Origin of the sequence: Cystobacter fuscus DSM 2262 (assembly GCF_000335475.2) — a bacterium.
Lineage (GTDB): Bacteria > Myxococcota > Myxococcia > Myxococcales > Myxococcaceae > Cystobacter > Cystobacter fuscus.
Genome location: NZ_ANAH02000011.1, coordinates 59,608 through 77,498, shown reverse-complemented (window position 1 = coordinate 77,498; position 17,891 = coordinate 59,608). Strand labels below are relative to the sequence as shown.

The window sequence follows — 17,891 nt, the reverse complement described above, 5'->3', positions numbered from 1 at the left end:
GATTCAAACCTCCTCGAACCGGGCACCCGTCACGCCCAGTCCTTGCATCGCCTCCTTGATGCTTTCCGAGACGATGAGGGCAATCTCCCATCCCCAAGGACGGAAGATCCGGGCGTCTCCGACCTGTGTGGGAGCAATTCTCAAGCCGTACACGGAAAAGTATCGCCCAGTCTTCTCTGGAACTCCGTCTTCGGGCGTCCAATAATTGACCTCTTCGCAAGCGGCATCATCGATACAATTCACAATGCTCAGCACATTCAAGAGGCAATATGGCTCGGGCTGTGTCTCAACGTTCGCCGGGATGAGCTGGACATCGACTGGCGCCAGCTCGGCCAGGACCGAGGCCACCTTCTTGTGGACGACCGGCGCTGTATCCGCCAGGGAGAAGTCGAGCGCTCTTCCGGGCTGGAGGAAGGGAACTCGAACAGGCCCGTTGACGCGAAGTGGATGACCCTTGAGAAATACGCCACTCAGAGGCTGGCCCGTTCGCTCATCGGTCGGGGTTTCCAGTATCCATCCACCAGGGACATTCACGTCGTCCATCAGCTGGAAGTAGCGCATTCGCTGGGTGTTCCTATCTTGCCGCTGGCGTCGTCATCCACTGGTTCAGCCTTGTTCCAGGAGTCGAGCACTCCAGCAGTGGCCAGTGTCCGTCCTGTCCGCGCGACGAACTGGTCGTAGTCCGCCAGGGCCTTCTCCGCGCCCGCGAGCTTGTCGCTGAGCAGGGCCCACTGCTCCGGCGTGAGTTGGCCACGGGTCGCCGTCAATGCCGCCTTCGCATGAGCCAAACGCGTGGCGATCTCCGCGCTCGTGTCGCCGTAGGCAGGGCTTGCCCCGAGGAGAAGCGCGGCCACCGCAAGCCATGTCCCGATTACCTTCGCCAACATTCCGGCCTCCTCGGCGTTCGCGAGCGTAGCCGCTCAGCGGGGCTCGGAGCCATCTTCACCGTTTGCCGTCATGGCACCGTGGTCTCCGTCCCACTTCCACCCGACGTGACGTCCGCAGTAGGCTGCGCCGCATCACCTCTTGAGAGGGCTCTCACATGGGCGACAGCCACGACCGGACGGGTGGAAGACTCGGGCCGTATCTCCTCCACACTCGCTACCAGAATCTCGATGAGCCCGGCGGCCAGGTCTACGCGGCCCACCACGTGGACACCGGCCGGCCCGCGCTCGTGCTCGTGCCGGAGCCCGAAGACACCTGGGCACCTCGCAGCGACTGGACCGCGCGAGTCACCTCCCAGGTGTCTCCTCCCTTCCTCGCCACGGAGCTGGAGCGTCCTCCTCCGGCCGACGCCGACGCCCTCTCCGATGTGGACCTGGGATTCATCCGGCTCGCAGGGGCCATGGCGGCCGTGGAGGACCGGGAGGAGGCGAACACCGCGTTCACCCAAATGCCCACGCCCCAGCCCAGCGAGAGACACACGACACGGGTACCGGGCTGTCCGCACGTGAGGACGGGTGCACTCGTCGCGGGAATGCTGGTGCTGCTGGCCATGGTGCTCTGTCCCCACGGTCTCGGTTCTCCGGGGCGGGGAGCGGACATGACCGAGCCCACGCCCGCCGAGCCCACCTTCTGGGCCGACCAGGCAGACGTCGATTCCGCCATTGCCTACCCCATGCCCAAGGACCCGTTCCCCGGGCAGCTGAAACCTCCGTGTGGAGATGGGGCCTACGTGGAGATCCGGGGTGCCTGCTGGTACCAGGGGAAGCAGGATGCACCCTGCCCCAAGGGCACTGCCGAATACGAGGGCAAGTGTTACATGCCCGTACGCGCCAAAAAGCCGGAGCCGCGCTCGCTTGAGCCCTGACACCGCGACCCACCGCCGAGCCGTTCGCGCTCTCCGAGGATGGGTGAGGCGCTCCCTACGAGTCGTTGATGAGGCAGATCGAGTGGGCGTTGTAGTTGGCCTGGCCCGCCTCGAACCTGCCGTCCGTGTACTTGAAGATGAGCACGTGCGGGACATCCGCTGCTTGCTTCTTCGGGTCGCAGGCATAGATGTAGCCGAGCCCCGGACGGCGGACGACGGCGGTGCGAATCACGAGGTCACTCAAGGGTGTCTTCGACTGGGGACCGCGAGTCTTCATGCCGTGCAGCGTGCCAGACGGCGGGCCGGACTCCCGAACTTCCGACCTCGAGCGCATGAGGCCAGGGTCAGCCACTACAAGACGCTAGGCGGTGGGTGGTGGAGCGCCTAGCGTCCGGTGCCATGTCGACCGACCCGCGCCCCAAGGACGTCCCCCCCGAAGCGACCTTCGATGCCAGCGCCAACCTCTGGCGAGACGGAGGCCCGAACGACGCGCGCGAGCGCCTGTGGATCCATCCGTCGGGCCTCTTGCTGCTCGACGCCACCCGCATGGACGGCAAGCTCGACGGGGAGATCAAGTGGTCGCTCGCCATCCACCAGATGTCCGAGCACGCGCCGCGCGTGGCCATGCAGGCGGCGCTCGGCCTGCCGAAGGGGCCGACCAACACGATGATCGCAACGTTCGCGAACGGTGCGCTGGTCGCGGTGCGCTTCCGCGCCGGTTTCGACTTCCCGGACACTCTGCGGGTCGAGCTCCGTGACGGCGTGATTGACGGCGCCGTCGAGTGGGTCATCGGGCCGGTCAGCGGTGCACTGTTCGAGCACGCCGGCACCACGCTCCTGCCCAAGGTCTTCAAGGTTCCCAAGCCGTGGCCCCATCGCCTGACGGCGGTCTTCGTCAAGGGCAAGCTGAAGAGCATGACGTACTTCGCCAAGGACGGCACCCCCATCGACACGGGCGCGACCCCGCTCACCGAATGGGGGGAGAACGTCGAGGCGAGCGCCCTCACCGGCTACATCGAGCGCGGCGACTTCGCGGCGGACGCGGCGCGCTTCTTCCCGAAGGCGCCCCGCATGTCGAAACCCAGCAGCGAGAAGGTTCGCGTCGTTCCCGCGGGCCGCGCGCTCGACGACGTGGTGACCGGCGGGGGTGTACCGTCGATGACCGTCGCGTTCGACTTCAACAGCTATGGCTTCGACTGCAAGAAGGAGGATTTGTACGGAGCCAACGACGACAAGTACGTCGGCATCGCGAGCGACGGCTCTGGCGAGATGTTTCTTCTCGACGTCACCACGGGCGAGGTCGTCCGCTACGCGCACGAGGAAGGCACTGTCGCGCCGGCCTTCACGTCGCTCGACCAGCTCGCCTTCTCGCTCCTCCGCGTCGAGGCGGCCGCCAAGAAGTTGCTCCCGAAGGCGAAGCTCTCGGCGCTGTTCAAGCGGCTCGGCCTCACGACGGCTGGAGCGCTCCTGAAGGAATACTGAGTGCGCGCCGCCAATCACTCGTTCTTCGACCGAAGAAGAAAGCCCCGAAGTTCGCGCTGGTGCTCCGAGGAGGTGTCAAAGAACTCGTTGCACTACCTCACGCCCCCCCCCGAGTCGTACCGACGAGTCGTCTGACACCCATCTCGCTGATCCGCTTCGGAGCCGTTCCCCTCTCCCCATGACGACGATCTCCTCGCCCCCTGTCTCTCGTTGGCGCCGCTTGCTGGCGGTGCTGCTCAGCATCACCCCGGGCTGTGGCCACGTGCTGTGGGGCCGCTGGCGGCGAGGGCTCGTGTGGCTGGGAGCCTTGTTGTTGGCGCAGGCCTCGCTGCCACTCACGGGCTTCGCCGGGCTGCTGCTCGGGCTCGGGGTAATCCTCGGCGCGGCGGTGGACGTGGCGAGGCTGCCTCCGCCGGAGGCGGGCGTACCGCGGCTGGGGCGGGTGCTGTTGACCCTGGTGGGCTTCTGGATGGGGTCCGGCATCGTGGCGAGCACCTCCCGGAGGTGGCTAGCCGAGCCCTTCACCATGCCCTCCGCCTCGATGCAGCCCACGCTCCTCCCGGGAGACCAGTTCTATACGGACAAGCGGGTGGCGAGTCCGTGGGGTCGGCCGTTGGAGCGAGGCGAGGTCATCGTCTTCCAGCATCCCGCGCAGCGCGAGCAGCGCTACGTCATGCGCGCGGTGGCGTTGGCGGGTGAGGCGGTGGAGGTGCGCTGCGGACGGCTCTCCATCGACGGCCAAGCGGTGGACAGCCGCCCCTCCAGCGAGGAGTCCTCCTGCCTGGACTCCATGGACTTCCCCACGGGCGACGGGTGCCCGGAGGGCATGGAGACACGCGAGACGGGGTGCGTGGTGCCCGAGGGACACGTCTTCCTGCTCGGGGACAACCGGGACAACTCCTGGGACTCCCGCTTCTGGGGGCCACTGCCGGTGGAGAACGTGGTGGGTGCGGTGCGCTTCATCCACTTCTCGTGGACACCAGGAGAAGGAGTTCGTTGGGCGCGGCTCGGCACCACGGTGCGCTGACCCGGCGCGCCTCCCCATCTGCACCGTTCGTGAAGTAGTTGCCGCTGTTCCGCACCGGGCTTCCCGGCTCAGCGGCTCTTCTTCGAGGGCAGCGGCTTGAAGGCAACGCCGTCCAAGCCCAGGTGCTGGCAGGCGTCGGCGAAACGCTCGGTGCAGACGATCACCGTGGAGAAATCCTCCAATCGAAATAAATCCAGGTCCCTCTGGAGGGTGGTGGCGTCCACCAGGAGGTCATCGGGCAGGGGAATACGGCCCCGACCACAGCGTGAGCAAGGCAGTTGATAATGAGGCAGGCAATCCCGGTGCAGTCGGCCCATTGGGAGGATTTGCAATTCGAGCAACTCAGGCGAGTTGCGCTGGCGGAAACGCACCTCGGTGTGGCACCCCTCGAATCCTCGCAAGCCCTCGGCCTGAAGCTTCACCAGCGCCTCGCGCCGCGCCAGGAGCCACCAGGGATAAGGAGACACCAGCTGCCCGAAACGACCCTGGCCCCTACCCACCAGTGGGCCAAAAGTCGTACCCGGTTCCAACAGCGCACCAGGAGGCAGCAGGGGACGAACCAACTCACACAGCCGTTCGTACTCCTCGATGGGCTCGGGCCGAGCCTTCTCGAAATCGGCCAAGGCGGCCACTGGGGTCAGGTCTACGCAGGGATAAGCGAACCCGGCACTCCAGGTGGACTTGCAGACTGGGCAATTGCGAATGCCTGGCAGCTTCCACTTGTGTGCGGCGTCAACGAAGCCCGTGTGCCCCGCGGCTCTGTCCTCGTCAATGGTGAAATATCGCATGCGCGTGCTCGCCCCCCTACCGCTCATCGCAAGAGTAGGGCTCGAATGGACCATTCACTCCAAACCGCATCATGAGTTCACCCGCGAACCGCCAGATGTCCTCCGCGTTGGCGATGGTGCGGTTCTTTCTCATGAACTGCCGCCACGCTTCATTCCATTGTCCTCCCTTGGGTTCGCCACTATGCAGCCATTGGTGGAAACTCCTCGGCAGTCGGATGGTGAAGGCGTGGATATCAATATCCCTGCTGCCAAACCATTCGGCCAGTTCCTTTTGCTGCGGGAAGATGTGGTGCTTCTCGAGGGGCTCGCGCGGAGGGGAGAGGCACTGGTGGCGGAAGAGCCTGGGCGCGCTCAGCTCCCGCGTCTTCCAGTTGTGCCAGGGGATTTCGAATACAGGCTCAACCCCGGAGGGCACGGCGAGAGGATGTCCCCACCAGCGGCTCGCACTGGGACCCGCAACCAAGGGCACGCGGAACATCGGGGCGGGCGCGGACGCCGGGACCATCGCCTGCGCCAGCCGCACCGGGAGAGCCTCCGCCTCCACCACGTCCTGGCAACGCCAGATGGCGCAGTGCTCCTCGTCACACAGCGGCACCACGCACGTGGCGTCCGCGCGGGCCTCCGCCCATGAAGAGGACACGACCTCGGGCGCCCCAGCCTCCTCACGCACCATGGGCGCGGAGGAGGCACAGGCGCTCAGCAGCACGCCGAGGAGCGCAAGCCCCACTCTGGAGCACAGAAAACTCATGTGACCATCCTACGTTCGCCGCGTGGGCATCCCACGCTCGAAAAACGCCTCCCGGCTCAGCGGATCTTCTTCGATGGCAGACCCTTCCGTGCCGCCAAACTGTGCGCCAAACCAGTGGACAGGCCGTGCAGCCCTCTTTGGGCACACGCCCTCTCAGGCCGCGCGCCCTGCTCAGGCGCGCGGCAGCATCAGCGTCAGGGACCCCCCGGAGGAAGGCTCACCTCCGGAGGGCGGGCTCTCGACGCGCCAGGAGCCACGGTGCAGTTCCAGGAGGGTGCAAGTGACGACGGCCAGTACCGGGACCGTCACGCGCAGCGCCCGCGTCCGCCACGACGAGCCGCGCGGCTCGAACCGGGCGACGAGGTAGCAGGGCTCCTGGGTGAACTGGGGCGAGGGCACCAACGACGAGATGTGCGTGGCCTTCCTGTACGTCCCCCAGGAGTGACCCGGGCTGCGGACCTGCCCACTGAATTCGCGGACCGGGGGGCCACACGGGCCGTCCCGGGGGCGTGCCATTCGTGAATCGCGTTCACAGGTGTTGCCCACCGCTGGAGATGTTCGCGCGGGCAGGTGAGCGCTATTTCCCTGGGCGAGTCAGACATCACCTCCACCACCGCCAGAGGACTCGTATGAACCGCACCTTCAACCGAATCGCCGCCTCCCTGTTGGGGCTCTCCTCCCTCCTGCTCGCTCCCGGGTGCACCCATGCACATGCGGATGGGATTGTCTTCAAGAACCAGGGCGACCTGACCTGGGAGCAGATGCTGCCCGAGTTGGGTGGGGACTCACCCCGGTTCTCCATCCTGCGCGTCGACCCGGAGACCCAGGCGACGACGCTGATGATCGAGTTCCCCAAGGCGCTCTACATCCCGAAGCACACGCACCGGGGATGACGTCGGCAAGGGCGCCCCCGGCCTGTAGGCCCGCCCCGTTCCACCCAGACACTTTCCAACCCAAACACTTCTCGACACGAATCTGGAGCGACCATGGACTTGCAACTCAACAAGAAGACGGCGCTGGTCACGGGCGGCACGGCGGGCATCGGACTGGAGATCGCGCGCACGCTCGCGGTGGAGGGAGCCGAGGTCCTCATCACCGGCCGCTCGCGCACGAAGCTCGACCAGGCGGTGGAGGACATCCGCGCTTCCGGCGGCAAGCACATCCGCGGCGTGGTGGTGGATGTGACGGCCGCCGAGGGCCTGCCCCCACTGCGCGACGCGGCGCGCGACGTCGACATCCTCGTCAACAACCTCGGCGCTTATGAGAGCAAGGCCTTCGCCGAGATCTCCGATGACGACTGGCAGTCCTTCTTCAACGTCAATGTGATGAGCGGCGTGCGGCTGGCGCGGGCCTACTTCCCGGGCATGCTCGAGCGGGGTTGGGGGCGGATCATCTTCATCTCCAGCGAGTCCGCGCTCACCATCCCCCCGGACATGATCCACTACGCGACGACCAAGACGGCGCAGCTGTCCATCGCGCGGGGTCTCGCCCAGCTGGCCAGGGGCACGCGGGTGACGGTCAACTCGGTGCTGCCGGGGCCCACGCGCTCGGAGGGCATCGTCGACTTCCTGCGCAGCGTGTCCTCCAATCCCAGCGCCCCACCGGAGACGATCGAGGCCGAGTTCTTCAAGAATCACCGGCCGGCCTCACTCCTGCAGCGGATGATCGAGCCGCAGGAGATCGCGAGCATGGTGGCCTATCTGGCGAGCCCCCTGTCCGCCGCGACGAACGGGGCCGTGCTCCGTGCCGAGGGCGGTCTCGTCAATACCATCAGCTGAGCAGGGGCCGTGGCCAGATGGCGCAGTGCTCCTCGTCGCACAGCGGCACCACGCACGTGGCGTCCGCGGCCCCATACGCCTCTGCCAGCGACTACGGCGCGATGCCAGTTCCCGAGACCGTTCCTCTGAAGAAGCTCGAGCCGCTGGGGCCGAAGGGCATGATATAGATGGGCCCGGAGAACGCGCCCGCCGACCACGGCCTGAAGACCAACTGGAGTTCCCGCGAACCGCCGGGGGCCACCACCGGGTCCTGGGCAGAGGGGGGAACGAAGGGCGGGTTCACGGCGAAGGAGATCTGCACGGACTCCGTGCCGTTGTTCTGCACCGTGAAGGACAGGGGCGCGCTGGTGGTGCCCACGGTCTGCTGGCCGAAGTCCAGGGTGCTGGGGCTGATCACGACATCGTACTGCAGCTTGCCGTGGGACTGCGCGACGGCGTCGGCGGGCCCATGGGCGTCACTCTCTGGAGCGGGACCGCAGGCAGCCGAGACAAGACAGGTCAACACGACGAAACCCAATCGACGCATGTGTACATCTCCCTCGTGAGTCTATGTATGAATGAGGAGACCGAATGGGTTCCCGAGCAGGGACGCCATGGTATCTCTCACACGGAAACGCAAAGCACACGGCGTGCCAGAGGCGGGCACGCAGGCAAGCACGTGGGATTTCAAGACACCTGGAGTCTGGGACTCCGGACGGATGACGTTTTTCGTCAGCTCACTGACGAATCGGAGCAAGGGTCCCGGGAGGGTCATAGCGCATGGGAGAAGCGCGAGGCTCGACCGGGGTGCGAAAACCCGAGTTCCACGGGGCGCCTCGTCAGTGCACGGGCTCCAGCGAGAGTTCCACGCCGTCGGACTTCTCGCGGATCACGAAGCCGTTGGCCCGGGCCCGCCGCAAGGTGAGCGCATAAAGCGCCGCGCTCTTCGGGTCCTTCCCCGCCTTGTCCTTGAGCTGGGAGAGCCGCTTCCGCCACCACTCCTGTGTATGGCCTGCTCGCAATTCGGCCACGTCGGACGGGGCCGTCACCCGTGACGGGGCCAGCGTGGCATCTCCCATGAAAATGGCGGACACGCCCGCCGTCGCTTCGTCCGTGCTCAGTCCACCCTCGCTCCACTGCTTCACCACCCTCCCCTCCGCGTTCCGCCTCACCCACCACCCCGAGGGCCTCCCCTGGTTGAACGCGCCCTCCACCTCCACCAGCCCCGACTCGAACCACCTCGCGTGCCGGCCGTGCACCACGCCCTTCTGGTACGTCCTGCGGTACCTCGGGTTTCCATTCGGGTAGTACGTGGTGTTCTCCCCCTCGAGCGTGCCCTTCGCGTACCCCATCTCCAGCGCGCGCTGCCCGTCCGGCCAGTACAGCTTCCACTTCCCGTCCGGCAGCCCCTCCGCGTAGGACAGTTCCTCCAGCAGCACGCCCTGCTCGTTCCACGCGCGGAAGATGCCGTGCCGCTTTCCCTCCCGGTACTCGCCGCGCTCCAGCAGCCATCCGTTCGCGGCTCGCACGTGCTCGGCCCCTTGCTTGCGTCCATCCGGCAACACGCACGCGCTCACCCGCCGCTCCTCGAAGCCCTCCGTGTGGCTCAGCTCCGTTCCTGGCTCGCAGGTCCTCGCCTCCCTCCGCGAGAACCACACGCCCGAGATCGCCACCACCGTGGCCCCCAACGCCCCCGCCCACGCCGCCATGACGAGCGGTCTCCTCGCCCCGCGCAGGCGCGCCGCCGAGCCCCCTCCCCGTCCCATTCCACCCGAGGCCACGAGCGCCTCACTGGCGCGCATCAGCACCAGGAGAGCCCGTCCCATCCCGAACAGCACCACGGCGAAGGCCGCCACCGACAGCGCCCGCACCGCCAGCGCCGCCAGCAGGAGGAACTCCCCGGAGTCACGCGCCGCTCGACTCCCGAGCACCACCGCGAGCACATGGAGCACCACGGCCACCACCGTCTTCACCTTCAAGTGGAGACGGAGTCCTGACGCCTGCTGGGACTCGGCGGTCAGCTCCAGTTCGCCCAGCACGAGCGGCCCGCCCACCAGGTGCACTCCCGGCAAGAGCGCGAGTGCCACCCACTGCACCGCGTCCTGCACGAACGGCACGCGGGCACGCCGTGCCAGCTGGTGCCCCATGGACAAGGCCAGCGCCAACGAGCCCCAGGGCAGCAGTGCCAACACCCACGCGGAGGCCGGAAAGAAGTCCGAGGGTGCCCCGGTGAGCGCGGGCACCCACACGGCCATCGCCAGCAACGAGGGGAAGCGCTCCGGCAGCGCGGCCTGGGCGATCAGCACGACGCCCGTCCCCACCAGCCCCAGCACGCCCAGGGCGAACAGTCCCCGGGGCGTCACCCGATGATGCACCACCGGCTCCTCGTCCTCCTCGACCGGCGTCACCGGCTTCGCGACAGGAGCCGCGGGGGTGGGCTTCCTCGCCTCGGGCCTGGGAGGAGGCGGAGGAGGAGGTGGCGAGGCGGATGGGTCCTTCCATCCCCCGTCCAGATCCAGCTCCAAGCCGGAGCCCCCTTCGTCTCCTTCCGCCAGGAGGACACCACAGCGGGCACATCGCCCCGCGTAGAGCGAAAGCGGATGATGGCAGGAGGGACAGGAAGACGAAGGCGCGGTGCTCATGGCAATCTGTGCAGGGGGGGCAGCTCGGCCCACGGGCCACACAGGACGTCATCCCCCACTCACGGCTAGCCTGCCTCGACCTTCCTTCCATTTCCAGCCCCACGGCTTCATGCGCTTCACACGTCTCGCGCTCCCCGTCTGCGCCACAGTGGCGCTCCTGCTGCTGGCACCCACGGTGCTCGCCGCGCCTTTCGAGGTGGAGCGCTTCCAGCCCTCGCCCAAACACCCCCTGCTGCTGCTCGCCCCGCGCGAGGCGAATCGCTCCACGCTCACCATCGTCTTCAACGTGGGCGCCGTGGATGACAAGCTCGTGAACGGGCTCACGCGCGTCTCCCAGCATGCGCTGCTGCACGCCAACTCGCGCGGCAGCTACGAGTCCCTGGTGACCGCCCTGTACGGCGCCGCCGCCACCCTCGAGCTGCGCACCGGGCTGCACGAGAGCCGCTTCACCCTCACGGCTCCCCCCCAGGACTTCGACGCGCTCGCCCGCACGCTGCTCACCTCCGTCCTCTCCCCCAAGCTCGACCCCCGGCGCTTCGAAGCCACGCTCGAGCGGGCCAGGCACGACTCGCAGCCGCTCGACCCGGAGGTGTGGTTGGAGTTGCTGCTCGCGCGCACCCTCATCGAGGACTCCCGCTACAAGGACCCCAACATCGGCTCCCTCTACAACGCCGAGGGCATCGCCCTGGAGGCGGTGCGCGAGCACGTCTCCGGGATGCTGGCACCGAGCAACGCCACCGTCATCGCCACCGGGCGCTTCAACGCGAAGGCACTGCGCCAGCTCGTGTCCGGCTTCCGTGGCGGTGTTGGCGTCGAGCACCCACGTCCCAAGCTCAAGCTGCCCTACCAGCGCCGCGCGCTCGCCTCGCGCGAGGTGCAGGTCCTCGCCTACCCCATCCACCTCCAGACGCCCCGCGAGGCGGCGGCGGCACGCGTCCTCGCGTCGTTGCTGGAGGAACGGCTCTTCCAGCAGCTCCGCAACTCCGCGGTGGGCTACGGCTTCACCTCCACGCCCCTGCTCACCCCCCGGCTCGATGCGCTCGCACTCGTCCTTCCGGCCGCGGAGGGTTCGGGCATCGATCTGGGCCCCTTCCTGCGTGAAGAGATACAGGCGGTGCTCCAGGGCCAGCTCGAGCCCGGTACCTTCGAACGCCACCAGCGGTCCACCCTCGTCCGGCTGCGGCTGGCCGACCGCGACCCGCGCCGGGTGGCCGAGGAGCTCCGGACCGCCCGTCAGCGTCCGGCCTGGTACGGCCCCGAGCTGCCCACGCACATCCAATCCCTCACCCCCGAGGCCCTGCGCGAGGTGGCTTCCGCCTGGCTGCGCGAGGAGTCCTCCATCCAGCTCCACTTCGTCACGGACATGGAGGGCCGGAAGTGAGCACGAATCCCCTGCGAACCCCCATGGCCTGTGTCCTGCTGGCCCTGGTGCTCGTCTCCTCCGTGGCCCTGGCGCGTGGCCGTGGCCGCGAAGCGGCGGTGGGGGCCCCGTTGCGTCCCACGGTGGAGAAGCTCGCCGATGGGAGCGAGCTGGTGCTCGCGCCGCGGCCCCGGGCGGCCTGGGCCTCGTTGCACTACGTGGTGCGCACCGGCTCGCGAAAGGATCCCGAGGGAAAGGAAGGGCTGGCGCACCTGCTCGAGCACGTCATCTTCCATGGCACCTACGACGTGCGGGGCGAGGACTTCCAGCAGGCGGTGAAGACCGCTGGCGGTGAGTTCAACGGCTTCACCACTGCCCACTCCACCACCTATGTGCTTCAGGCCCCGGCGGAGTCCTTCCTGCCGCTGGCGGACCAGCTCGTGCGCATCGTCACCAGCCCCAAGCTCGACCCGCGGCAGATGCAGCGCGAGGTGGAGATCATCCGCACCGAGAGTCAGGACCTCGGCCAGGGCCCGGGCTTCCACGAGCACCTCGAGAACTCACTCTTCTCGGGCTCGGGCGCCATCCTCGGCACCCAGCAGACGCTCGACAGCATCTCCCGGAAGGACCTGGCGGACTTCTACACGCGGTACTACACGCCAGCCAACACCAGCATCGTCATCACGGGCGGCGTGAAGCGCGAGGAGGTCCTCGGGATGCTCGAGCGGGCGGTGCGGCTGCCCCCTTCCCTGCCCGGAGAGTCCCCCCTCACGCCGGTGACACCGCCCGTGCTGCCCATCGAGCAGAGCACCCGCGCCAGCTTCAGCCTCATCGCGTATGGCTACCATGTGGCTCCGAAGGACAAGGGGGCCTGTGCTCGTGTGGCGGCCCTGCTGGAGCTGCGGCTGACGCGCGCGCTGCACGTCGAGGAGCCGCTGACGCTGGGCATGCAGGTGCGGTGCATGTCCCTGCGGGGCAACACCTTCCTGATGGCACTGGCCTTCAGCGAGTCGCTCAACGCCAACACGCTGCCGGAGCGGATGCAGCTCGCCTTCGAGCAACTGGGCAGGGAGCCTCCAACGGCCGCGGAGGAGAAGCTGATGGACCGGCACGTGCAGCGGGCATACGCCCAGCAGGTGGAGGATGATCTGCAACGGGGAAGCGAGCTGGCGCGAGAGGTGGCCCAACCCCGCGCGGGCCCCCTCGACCCGGCGCTGCTGATGTCCCTCCCCAAGCGCCTGCCGCGTGGGGCCATGCGGGACTTCGCGCGCCGCACCTTCCTCCCCGAGCGCCAGGTGGTGGTGAACTTCTCGCCCTTCTCCGGCTGAGGCCGGACCAGGACTTCCAAGGAGGACGCGCCATATCCACCCCGCGGCTGCCACCCGGACCGCGCCATCTCAAGCCGCCCGTGGAGCGGCCGTACTCCGGCATGTAGCCGCCGGTGGTGATGTTGATGTCCTGGTCGACGTTGCTGCCCATGGCCGTCGAGCCCACGTCGAGGGTCGGCGCCACGCCCTCGAGCTCGAGCGAGAGGGTCCGCGAGGCGTTCTCGGGGAGCAGTTCCACGTTGACGCGCAGGGTGCGGTCCAGCCGCAGCTGGATGTCCGAGCGGAAGTAGGGGCTGAAGGCTTCCTTGTCGAAGCGCAGGACGTACACGCCCGGCGGCAGCTGGGGAAGGCGGTACTGCCCCTGGGCGTCCGTCACCACCACCTCCCCTCGACGCTCAATAGAACGCGTTGAACCTCAACACTCGATCCACCAGGGCCGCCGACGGAAAGTCGGTCACGAACATCCCCCGCAGCGACTCCGTGAAGTTCAGGTTCGCCCCCAGCCACGGGTTGATGTCGTTCGCATAGCTCCGCGGCTGCTGCGCCTTCGCCGCGCTCGTAAAGTTGATCGACCAGCGGCCGGCGGGCGGCGTCGCCGCGGTCATGTCGGCCCACAGGCGGCGGATCGCGTCCTTTTTGCTGCTGTTCTGCACCAGCTGGTACTCGTCCTGGATGCGAACCGTCACGCCGCCCACTGTGTTGTCGAAGGTCGTGCCGGAACTGTCGGGCCAGTTCGTCAGCGCGATGCCGGGGGCAGTGGGGCGCGGGTCGGCGTAGCGGCGCACGAGCACGACGCGGCCGAAGGCCTCGCGCACGGTGGGGATGCGGTTCTCAGCGAACCAGTGCACTCGGTGCTTCACGCGGCTCGGGCGGTGCAGGACCACATCCTCGATGTCGCTCGCGAACTGCGCGACCTTCGCGGGGTCCTTGGGCGCGTTGCTGTCGCGGTTGATGGCGAGCAGGATGACCTCGCCGCTGTGCTCGCCGAGGAACTGGCCGGCGTCCTTCAGCACGTCGTCGAAGCTGAACCCGTTCTTGCCGCCGTGGTAGTTCTCGAAGTCGTCGCCCAGCCGCAGGTCGAAGTAGCGCACACCGATCTTCAGCTGTTCCAGGAACGTGAGATCCTGCGTGCGCGAATAGTTGGCCGAGTCCCACTTCCAGGTGGTGGAGTCGTGCGTGCCGACCATCGCAAGCTCGTTCAGCGGCGTGTCCTTGTTCACGAGCCGGGCCATCCAGGCCGACGCGATGAAGCCGTCCGAGCGGTCGAACTTCCAGAGCGTGCGCTGCTGATCGGCGGGCAGGGTAGTCCAGTCGCTCGGGATCGATGCGGCGAGCGCCGTCTTCCAGACCTGGATCGAGGTGCCCGCGCCGAGGTTGCCGTTCTCGCATTCCACGAGTCGCCCGCTGCCGTCGGCTACCTCGAGCGCGAAGCACGGGCCCACCGCATGCAGCCAAAACGGCGTGGCCGCGCTCTTGTTCTCATGCGGTCCGCAGACCACCAGCGCGCGGCCGTCGAGGCGCACCGGGCCCTCGGACGTGGCAAGGGTGACCGAGCCGTCGGGCCGCGCGTGCAGCTTGAACTGGAAGGCGCGTGCCTCCGAGCGCTTTGTCGGCAGCGGTTGGAGGGCGATGCCGACGCCGGAGGCCACCGCCTGCCAATAGCAGCGCGGCTCCTCCCAAAGCGCGGGCGCGACGTGGTAGGTGTGGGTGAGGTCGAGGGCGTTCGTGGTCATGGAGGCTCCCGCAAGTGTTCGAGGGAGCGCGAGTAGACGCCCGGAGAACGAGCGGGGTCAATGCATGACGGGAACCGGATCCCGAATACCATTGCTCCCACACAGGGCGGCTCCGCTGTCATGAGACGTCTGGAGGTGACATTCAAACCTCCTCGAACCTGGCATCCGTCACGCCCAGTCGTTGCATCGCCTCCATGATGCTTTCCGAGACGATGAGGGCAATGACGGCGCGCTGATCTGTCGCCCGAGCTGTCCCAGCGCATGCCCTTCCAACCCCCGCGCGGTGGCCCTGGCATCCCTCTCCCACCGGGTGCGGTCGCTCGCGGGCGCCCAGGCGGCGAGCGGGCTCACGGCACGGTGGCGCCCATGGCCTCGGCGCGCTCCCAGACCTGGAGGTAGCCCTCGGCTGAGTTCATCAGCGGCTCCAGATCCTGGCCGCGCAGGCCCTGGCGGCGGAGCTCCGCGATGAAGTCCGGCATCATGCCCGCGTGGGCCACGCCATCCTCGTTGATGTCGAACACCTTGTTGCCCACCACGCTGCGCTCCAGCTTCGTGACGCTGTTCTCCACGGCGATGCTCAGCGGGTAGCTCGTGCGAGCCACCTGCGCGGCGGAGCTGCCGCCGTGGCATGCCTCGGCACCAAAGCGGGGGCTCGGCAGGCCCGCGAAGCCGTTGAAGTCCGAGCCGAAGCCCACCGGCGCCCCGCCCAGCTCCTTCGACAGATAGAGGTACGCCTGGGCCCAGCTCTGCGAGGTGCTGCCGCACTGGTGCTCCACCACCGGCTGACCCGCGCCGCGCCAGGTGGGAACCTCGTCGCGATTGCCCTGGTCCAGGATGAGCGACACCATGCCGCCCACGTGGCGGATGCGCTGGAGCTGCTCCGACTTGAGGCTGCCCTCGTGGCGCTTGTTGCCACGGGCTGTCTCGAACAGCGTGGTGTGGCCGCTCACCACCGGGTAGCCGTAGGGCTCCACCATCCCCAGCGTGTCATCGAAGGCCAGCTTCGACATGTGGTCGATGTCGATCAGCATCTTCCGGCGCATCATCCCGCGCACCAGCGTGCGGCCCAGGGTCGTGAGCCCCTGCGCGCCACAGATGGGATCCCGGGCGACGTCTCGCTTGTAGACGTAGCCCTCCTGCTTGCAGTCGCGAGAGTCTCCCTCGGTCGTGATGCTGGTGAGCGCCGAGCCCGCGAAGGCGTTCTGCTTGAAGTGGACGGGGAAGAGGTGGCGCAGGCCCAGGGCCTGGTAATGGTCCAGCCGCTCCTCCACATACGCGCTCGAGCACGAGCTGTTGCGGCGGCAATCGAAGAGGTAGTCCACCTCGGCGCCCAGCACCACCGCCAGCTTGCCCTGGGCGATGACGGTGCGGGCCTCCGCGGGAGACTTCACGATGCGGAACCAGCCGCGTCCCGCGCCGCCCGCCTTGTTGTCGAGGTAGCTCTGCATGGCGTAGGCCTCGGCGATCTGGAGATCCACCGCCTCCATGTCCTCTCCCGTGCGGCCCGGCGCCTTGGTGGCGTAGATGGGGAAGCCGAAGAGATCCTGGTTGTTGACGGCCAACGTCACCATCAGCCGCAGGCCGCCCTGCACGGAGCGGTAGAGCCAATCCTCATACATGGACTGGTGCGTGTAGCTGTTCCAACGCGGCCAGCCGTCGTACTGCGGGTAGCCCCCCACCCGATGGCCCGAGCCGCCCGTGCCGTAGCCGAGGGTCGCCATGATGCTGCCCAAGGAGTCCCGGGTGCCCCCCGGCCCGTGGACACTGTCGCACCACGGCAAGGTGGAGCTGAGGGGACCGTAGGCCTTGCCGAAAAAAGCCTGGCCGCCGAAAGCGAGGTTGGCGAACGGGTGCGCATGGAGATCCGCGAAGCCCTTCGCAGGCGCCTTGCAGGTGCAGGTGACGCCGGTGTCGCCCTGCTCGGAGGCAACGTCGGTGCAGGCCAGGCAGGTGCCCGCATGAGGGCCACTGGTGACCAGCCCCTTCACACACGTGCCACGCTGGCCCCAGTTGGCGTCACGGTTGGCGCAGAAGGCCTCACAGCTCACCGAGCCGGTGTTCCCGGGCTTGGAGAAGGTGCCAGCCGGGAGGGAGGAGTTGCACTCCGTCACCGGGTTGCAGGTGGTGTCATTCACCTCGAACTCGCCCCACATGCCGGAGGTGCCCTTGTTCACGCAGCGGGTGGGGCGCAGGAAGGTGTAGCCGGCCACGGTGGCGCCGGTGGCCTGGCACGCGCTCTCCCAGGAGGTGTTGGGAGGGATGTTCATCAACTGCGCCGAGTGCTGGCGCCGGCCCGAGTCGGTGCACCGATCCTGTTTGAAGGTGCTCCAATAAGGAGCGGCGAGTGCGGGAGAGGCGGAACACAGCACCCACCCCATCAAGGCAAAGCGAAGCATCTTCATCATGGCGCGGTGACTCCAGAGGTACCTGGGACTACTCGAGAAACGGAAACGCCCTGGCGGGATTGGGCGAGCAGCCTCCGTGGAGGCACACCACGTCGAGCTCCGGGTTGATGCCCAGGGCCGGGTTCCGACAGTCGTCGGTCGTGCCGCACGGCACCGCGGGAGACAGGCCCAGCACCCGGTATTCGGCCGTGCAGGAGCCATCACCAAACACCAGCGAGCCCTCGAACGTGGTTCCCGGAGCCGACGGCGAGGAATACACGGACACGTTGGCGAACTGGTAATCCACCGTCCGCGCGGGCAAGGGACCGCCACTGGCGTCCGCCACGGCCCGGGCCTCGATCGTGATCCGGCTGAAGGACGGCGCCAGGCACACGTCCTGGTCGTCCGGCTCATCGGCGAACGCCGACAGGGCCGTGGCCAGCGCGGAGGCCCGGAGCGAGCCCGTGGGATCCGTCGGGCTCGAGGAGTCCGCCGGAGGATTCAGCGTTACCCGGGGCCGCCGGGTGCCAGACGTGTCGACGTAGGTCGTCAGTGCGACCGCCGCCAGGGGACGGAGGGCCACGGAGGTCGGTGCCTGGGGCTCCTCGCTCACGGGGACCATGTACTTGTACACCCCGAACTGGTCCGCGGTGAGGGTTCCGCACGACCGGGAGACAGCCTCGGGGTTCTTCGGAATGTACGTGACCTGCCAGAGCCCGTCCTGGATCTGGCAGCCGGGGGAAGGCTGTTGCACGGCGCAGCCAGACAGGGCGCCGACCGTGCTCGCCAGGACCATCAGGGTCGTCATCCGCATGTTCATCGCGCGTCGCTC

Annotated in this window: 18 protein-coding genes and 1 pseudogene; 7 read left to right on the top strand and 12 right to left on the bottom strand. The window is 67.8% G+C overall.

Features of this window, described 5'->3' with window-relative positions:
* Nucleotides 1–3: 3 nt before the first annotated feature.
* Nucleotides 4–561: an imm11 family protein gene (locus tag D187_RS20710; RefSeq protein WP_043430881.1), complete on the bottom strand. Its 558-nt coding sequence runs from the start codon at nt 559–561 to the stop codon at nt 4–6.
* The gene (locus D187_RS20705) at nt 543–887 is read right to left on the bottom strand and encodes a hypothetical protein (protein ID WP_043430879.1); all 345 of its coding nucleotides are present in this window, start codon (nt 885–887) and stop codon (nt 543–545) included. Before D187_RS20705 ends, D187_RS20710 begins: the two co-directional genes overlap by 19 nt.
* A 155-nt stretch (nt 888–1,042) precedes the next feature.
* On the opposite strand from D187_RS20705, the gene D187_RS50155 reads away from it, so the two are divergent.
* A complete protein-coding gene (locus D187_RS50155; protein WP_002626493.1) occupies nt 1,043–1,810 on the top strand; it encodes a hypothetical protein in 768 nt (255 codons plus the stop codon).
* Between the two features lie 55 nt (nt 1,811–1,865).
* Here the strand turns inward: D187_RS50155 and D187_RS20695 are convergent, their stop codons facing one another.
* On the bottom strand, nt 1,866–2,042 hold the full coding sequence (locus D187_RS20695) for a hypothetical protein (protein ID WP_002626491.1): 177 nt from the start codon (nt 2,040–2,042) through the stop codon (nt 1,866–1,868).
* Between the two features lie 167 nt (nt 2,043–2,209).
* Here D187_RS20695 and D187_RS20690 point away from each other — a divergent pair, with 167 nt between their 5' ends.
* A complete protein-coding gene (locus D187_RS20690) occupies nt 2,210–3,292 on the top strand; it encodes an SMI1/KNR4 family protein (RefSeq protein WP_002626490.1) in 1,083 nt (360 codons plus the stop codon).
* 178 nt (nt 3,293–3,470) lie between these two features.
* Nucleotides 3,471–4,319: a signal peptidase I gene (lepB, locus tag D187_RS58795; protein ID WP_002626489.1), complete on the top strand. Its 849-nt coding sequence runs from the start codon at nt 3,471–3,473 to the stop codon at nt 4,317–4,319.
* A gap of 68 nt (nt 4,320–4,387) precedes the next feature.
* Here lepB and sitI6 read toward each other — a convergent pair whose 3' ends face one another.
* From sitI6 to D187_RS20670, 3 genes are all read right to left on the bottom strand, one after another.
* On the bottom strand, nt 4,388–5,107 hold the full coding sequence (gene sitI6, locus D187_RS20680; protein WP_043430994.1) for a SitI6 family double-CXXCG motif immunity protein: 720 nt from the start codon (nt 5,105–5,107) through the stop codon (nt 4,388–4,390).
* Between the two features lie 16 nt (nt 5,108–5,123).
* Complete coding sequence (gene sitA6 / locus D187_RS50150; protein WP_051256449.1) at nt 5,124–5,855, bottom strand: SitA6 family polymorphic toxin lipoprotein; 732 nt, start codon at nt 5,853–5,855, stop codon at nt 5,124–5,126.
* Nucleotides 5,856–6,026: 171 nt separating this feature from the next.
* Entirely contained in the window at nt 6,027–6,371 is a 345-nt protein-coding gene (locus D187_RS20670) for a hypothetical protein (protein ID WP_155893476.1), read from the bottom strand.
* 113 nt (nt 6,372–6,484) lie between these two features.
* Between D187_RS20670 and D187_RS20665 the strand changes: the two genes are divergently transcribed.
* Together D187_RS20665 and D187_RS20660 are read left to right on the top strand one after the other, a co-directional pair.
* Nucleotides 6,485–6,748 carry a hypothetical protein gene (locus tag D187_RS20665; protein ID WP_002626481.1) on the top strand — a complete coding sequence of 88 codons (264 nt, stop codon included), beginning with the start codon at nt 6,485–6,487 and terminating at the stop codon, nt 6,746–6,748.
* 93 nt (nt 6,749–6,841) lie between these two features.
* Nucleotides 6,842–7,633, top strand: coding sequence for an SDR family NAD(P)-dependent oxidoreductase (locus D187_RS20660; protein WP_002626479.1), 792 nt, complete (start codon nt 6,842–6,844; stop codon nt 7,631–7,633).
* A 91-nt stretch (nt 7,634–7,724) separates the two neighbouring features.
* Here D187_RS20660 and D187_RS20655 read toward each other — a convergent pair whose 3' ends face one another.
* Together D187_RS20655 and D187_RS20650 are read right to left on the bottom strand one after the other, a co-directional pair.
* Nucleotides 7,725–8,159: a hypothetical protein gene (locus D187_RS20655; RefSeq protein ID WP_002626477.1), complete on the bottom strand. Its 435-nt coding sequence runs from the start codon at nt 8,157–8,159 to the stop codon at nt 7,725–7,727.
* A 292-nt stretch (nt 8,160–8,451) separates the two neighbouring features.
* Nucleotides 8,452–10,137 (bottom strand): toxin-antitoxin system YwqK family antitoxin, encoded by a 1,686-nt coding sequence (locus D187_RS20650; protein ID WP_155893475.1) that lies wholly within the window; start codon nt 10,135–10,137, stop codon nt 8,452–8,454.
* Between the two features lie 226 nt (nt 10,138–10,363).
* Here D187_RS20650 and D187_RS20645 point away from each other — a divergent pair, with 226 nt between their 5' ends.
* Together D187_RS20645 and D187_RS20640 are read left to right on the top strand one after the other, a co-directional pair.
* Entirely contained in the window at nt 10,364–11,635 is a 1,272-nt protein-coding gene (locus D187_RS20645; RefSeq protein ID WP_043430867.1) for a M16 family metallopeptidase, read from the top strand.
* Nucleotides 11,632–12,942 carry a M16 family metallopeptidase gene (locus D187_RS20640; RefSeq protein ID WP_002626471.1) on the top strand — a complete coding sequence of 437 codons (1,311 nt, stop codon included), beginning with the start codon at nt 11,632–11,634 and terminating at the stop codon, nt 12,940–12,942. Before D187_RS20645 ends, D187_RS20640 begins: the two co-directional genes overlap by 4 nt.
* A gap of 241 nt (nt 12,943–13,183) precedes the next feature.
* Here the strand turns inward: D187_RS20640 and D187_RS59720 are convergent.
* The 4 genes and pseudogenes from D187_RS59720 to D187_RS20625 all read right to left on the bottom strand — a co-directional run.
* A pseudogene (locus D187_RS59720) lies at nt 13,184–13,318 on the bottom strand (carboxypeptidase-like regulatory domain-containing protein); the annotation flags it as partial.
* Nucleotides 13,319–13,337: 19 nt separating this feature from the next.
* The gene (locus D187_RS20635) at nt 13,338–14,675 is read right to left on the bottom strand and encodes a PI-PLC domain-containing protein (protein ID WP_002626470.1); all 1,338 of its coding nucleotides are present in this window, start codon (nt 14,673–14,675) and stop codon (nt 13,338–13,340) included.
* A gap of 347 nt (nt 14,676–15,022) precedes the next feature.
* Nucleotides 15,023–17,080, bottom strand: coding sequence for a membrane dipeptidase (locus D187_RS20630; RefSeq protein WP_002626468.1), 2,058 nt, complete (start codon nt 17,078–17,080; stop codon nt 15,023–15,025).
* A 28-nt stretch (nt 17,081–17,108) separates the two neighbouring features.
* Nucleotides 17,109–17,879: a hypothetical protein gene (locus tag D187_RS20625; protein WP_002626467.1), complete on the bottom strand. Its 771-nt coding sequence runs from the start codon at nt 17,877–17,879 to the stop codon at nt 17,109–17,111.
* Nucleotides 17,880–17,891: the final 12 nt, after the last annotated feature.

Coding starts and splice junctions, on each gene's coding strand:
- D187_RS20710 (WP_043430881.1), bottom strand. CDS start 561: ATGCGCTACTTCCAGCTGATGGACGACGTGAATGTCCCTGGTGGATGG.
- D187_RS20635 (WP_002626470.1), bottom strand. CDS start 14,675: ATGACCACGAACGCCCTCGACCTCACCCACACCTACCACGTCGCGCCC.
- D187_RS20630 (WP_002626468.1), bottom strand. CDS start 17,080: ATGATGAAGATGCTTCGCTTTGCCTTGATGGGGTGGGTGCTGTGTTCC.
- D187_RS50155 (WP_002626493.1), top strand. CDS start 1,043: ATGGGCGACAGCCACGACCGGACGGGTGGAAGACTCGGGCCGTATCTC.
- D187_RS20690 (WP_002626490.1), top strand. CDS start 2,210: ATGTCGACCGACCCGCGCCCCAAGGACGTCCCCCCCGAAGCGACCTTC.
- D187_RS20645 (WP_043430867.1), top strand. CDS start 10,364: ATGCGCTTCACACGTCTCGCGCTCCCCGTCTGCGCCACAGTGGCGCTC.
- lepB (WP_002626489.1), top strand. CDS start 3,471: ATGACGACGATCTCCTCGCCCCCTGTCTCTCGTTGGCGCCGCTTGCTG.
- D187_RS20655 (WP_002626477.1), bottom strand. CDS start 8,159: ATGCGTCGATTGGGTTTCGTCGTGTTGACCTGTCTTGTCTCGGCTGCC.
- sitA6 (WP_051256449.1), bottom strand. CDS start 5,855: ATGAGTTTTCTGTGCTCCAGAGTGGGGCTTGCGCTCCTCGGCGTGCTG.
- D187_RS20660 (WP_002626479.1), top strand. CDS start 6,842: ATGGACTTGCAACTCAACAAGAAGACGGCGCTGGTCACGGGCGGCACG.
- sitI6 (WP_043430994.1), bottom strand. CDS start 5,107: ATGCGATATTTCACCATTGACGAGGACAGAGCCGCGGGGCACACGGGC.
- D187_RS20705 (WP_043430879.1), bottom strand. CDS start 887: ATGTTGGCGAAGGTAATCGGGACATGGCTTGCGGTGGCCGCGCTTCTC.
- D187_RS20625 (WP_002626467.1), bottom strand. CDS start 17,879: ATGAACATGCGGATGACGACCCTGATGGTCCTGGCGAGCACGGTCGGC.
- D187_RS20665 (WP_002626481.1), top strand. CDS start 6,485: ATGAACCGCACCTTCAACCGAATCGCCGCCTCCCTGTTGGGGCTCTCC.
- D187_RS20670 (WP_155893476.1), bottom strand. CDS start 6,371: ATGGCACGCCCCCGGGACGGCCCGTGTGGCCCCCCGGTCCGCGAATTC.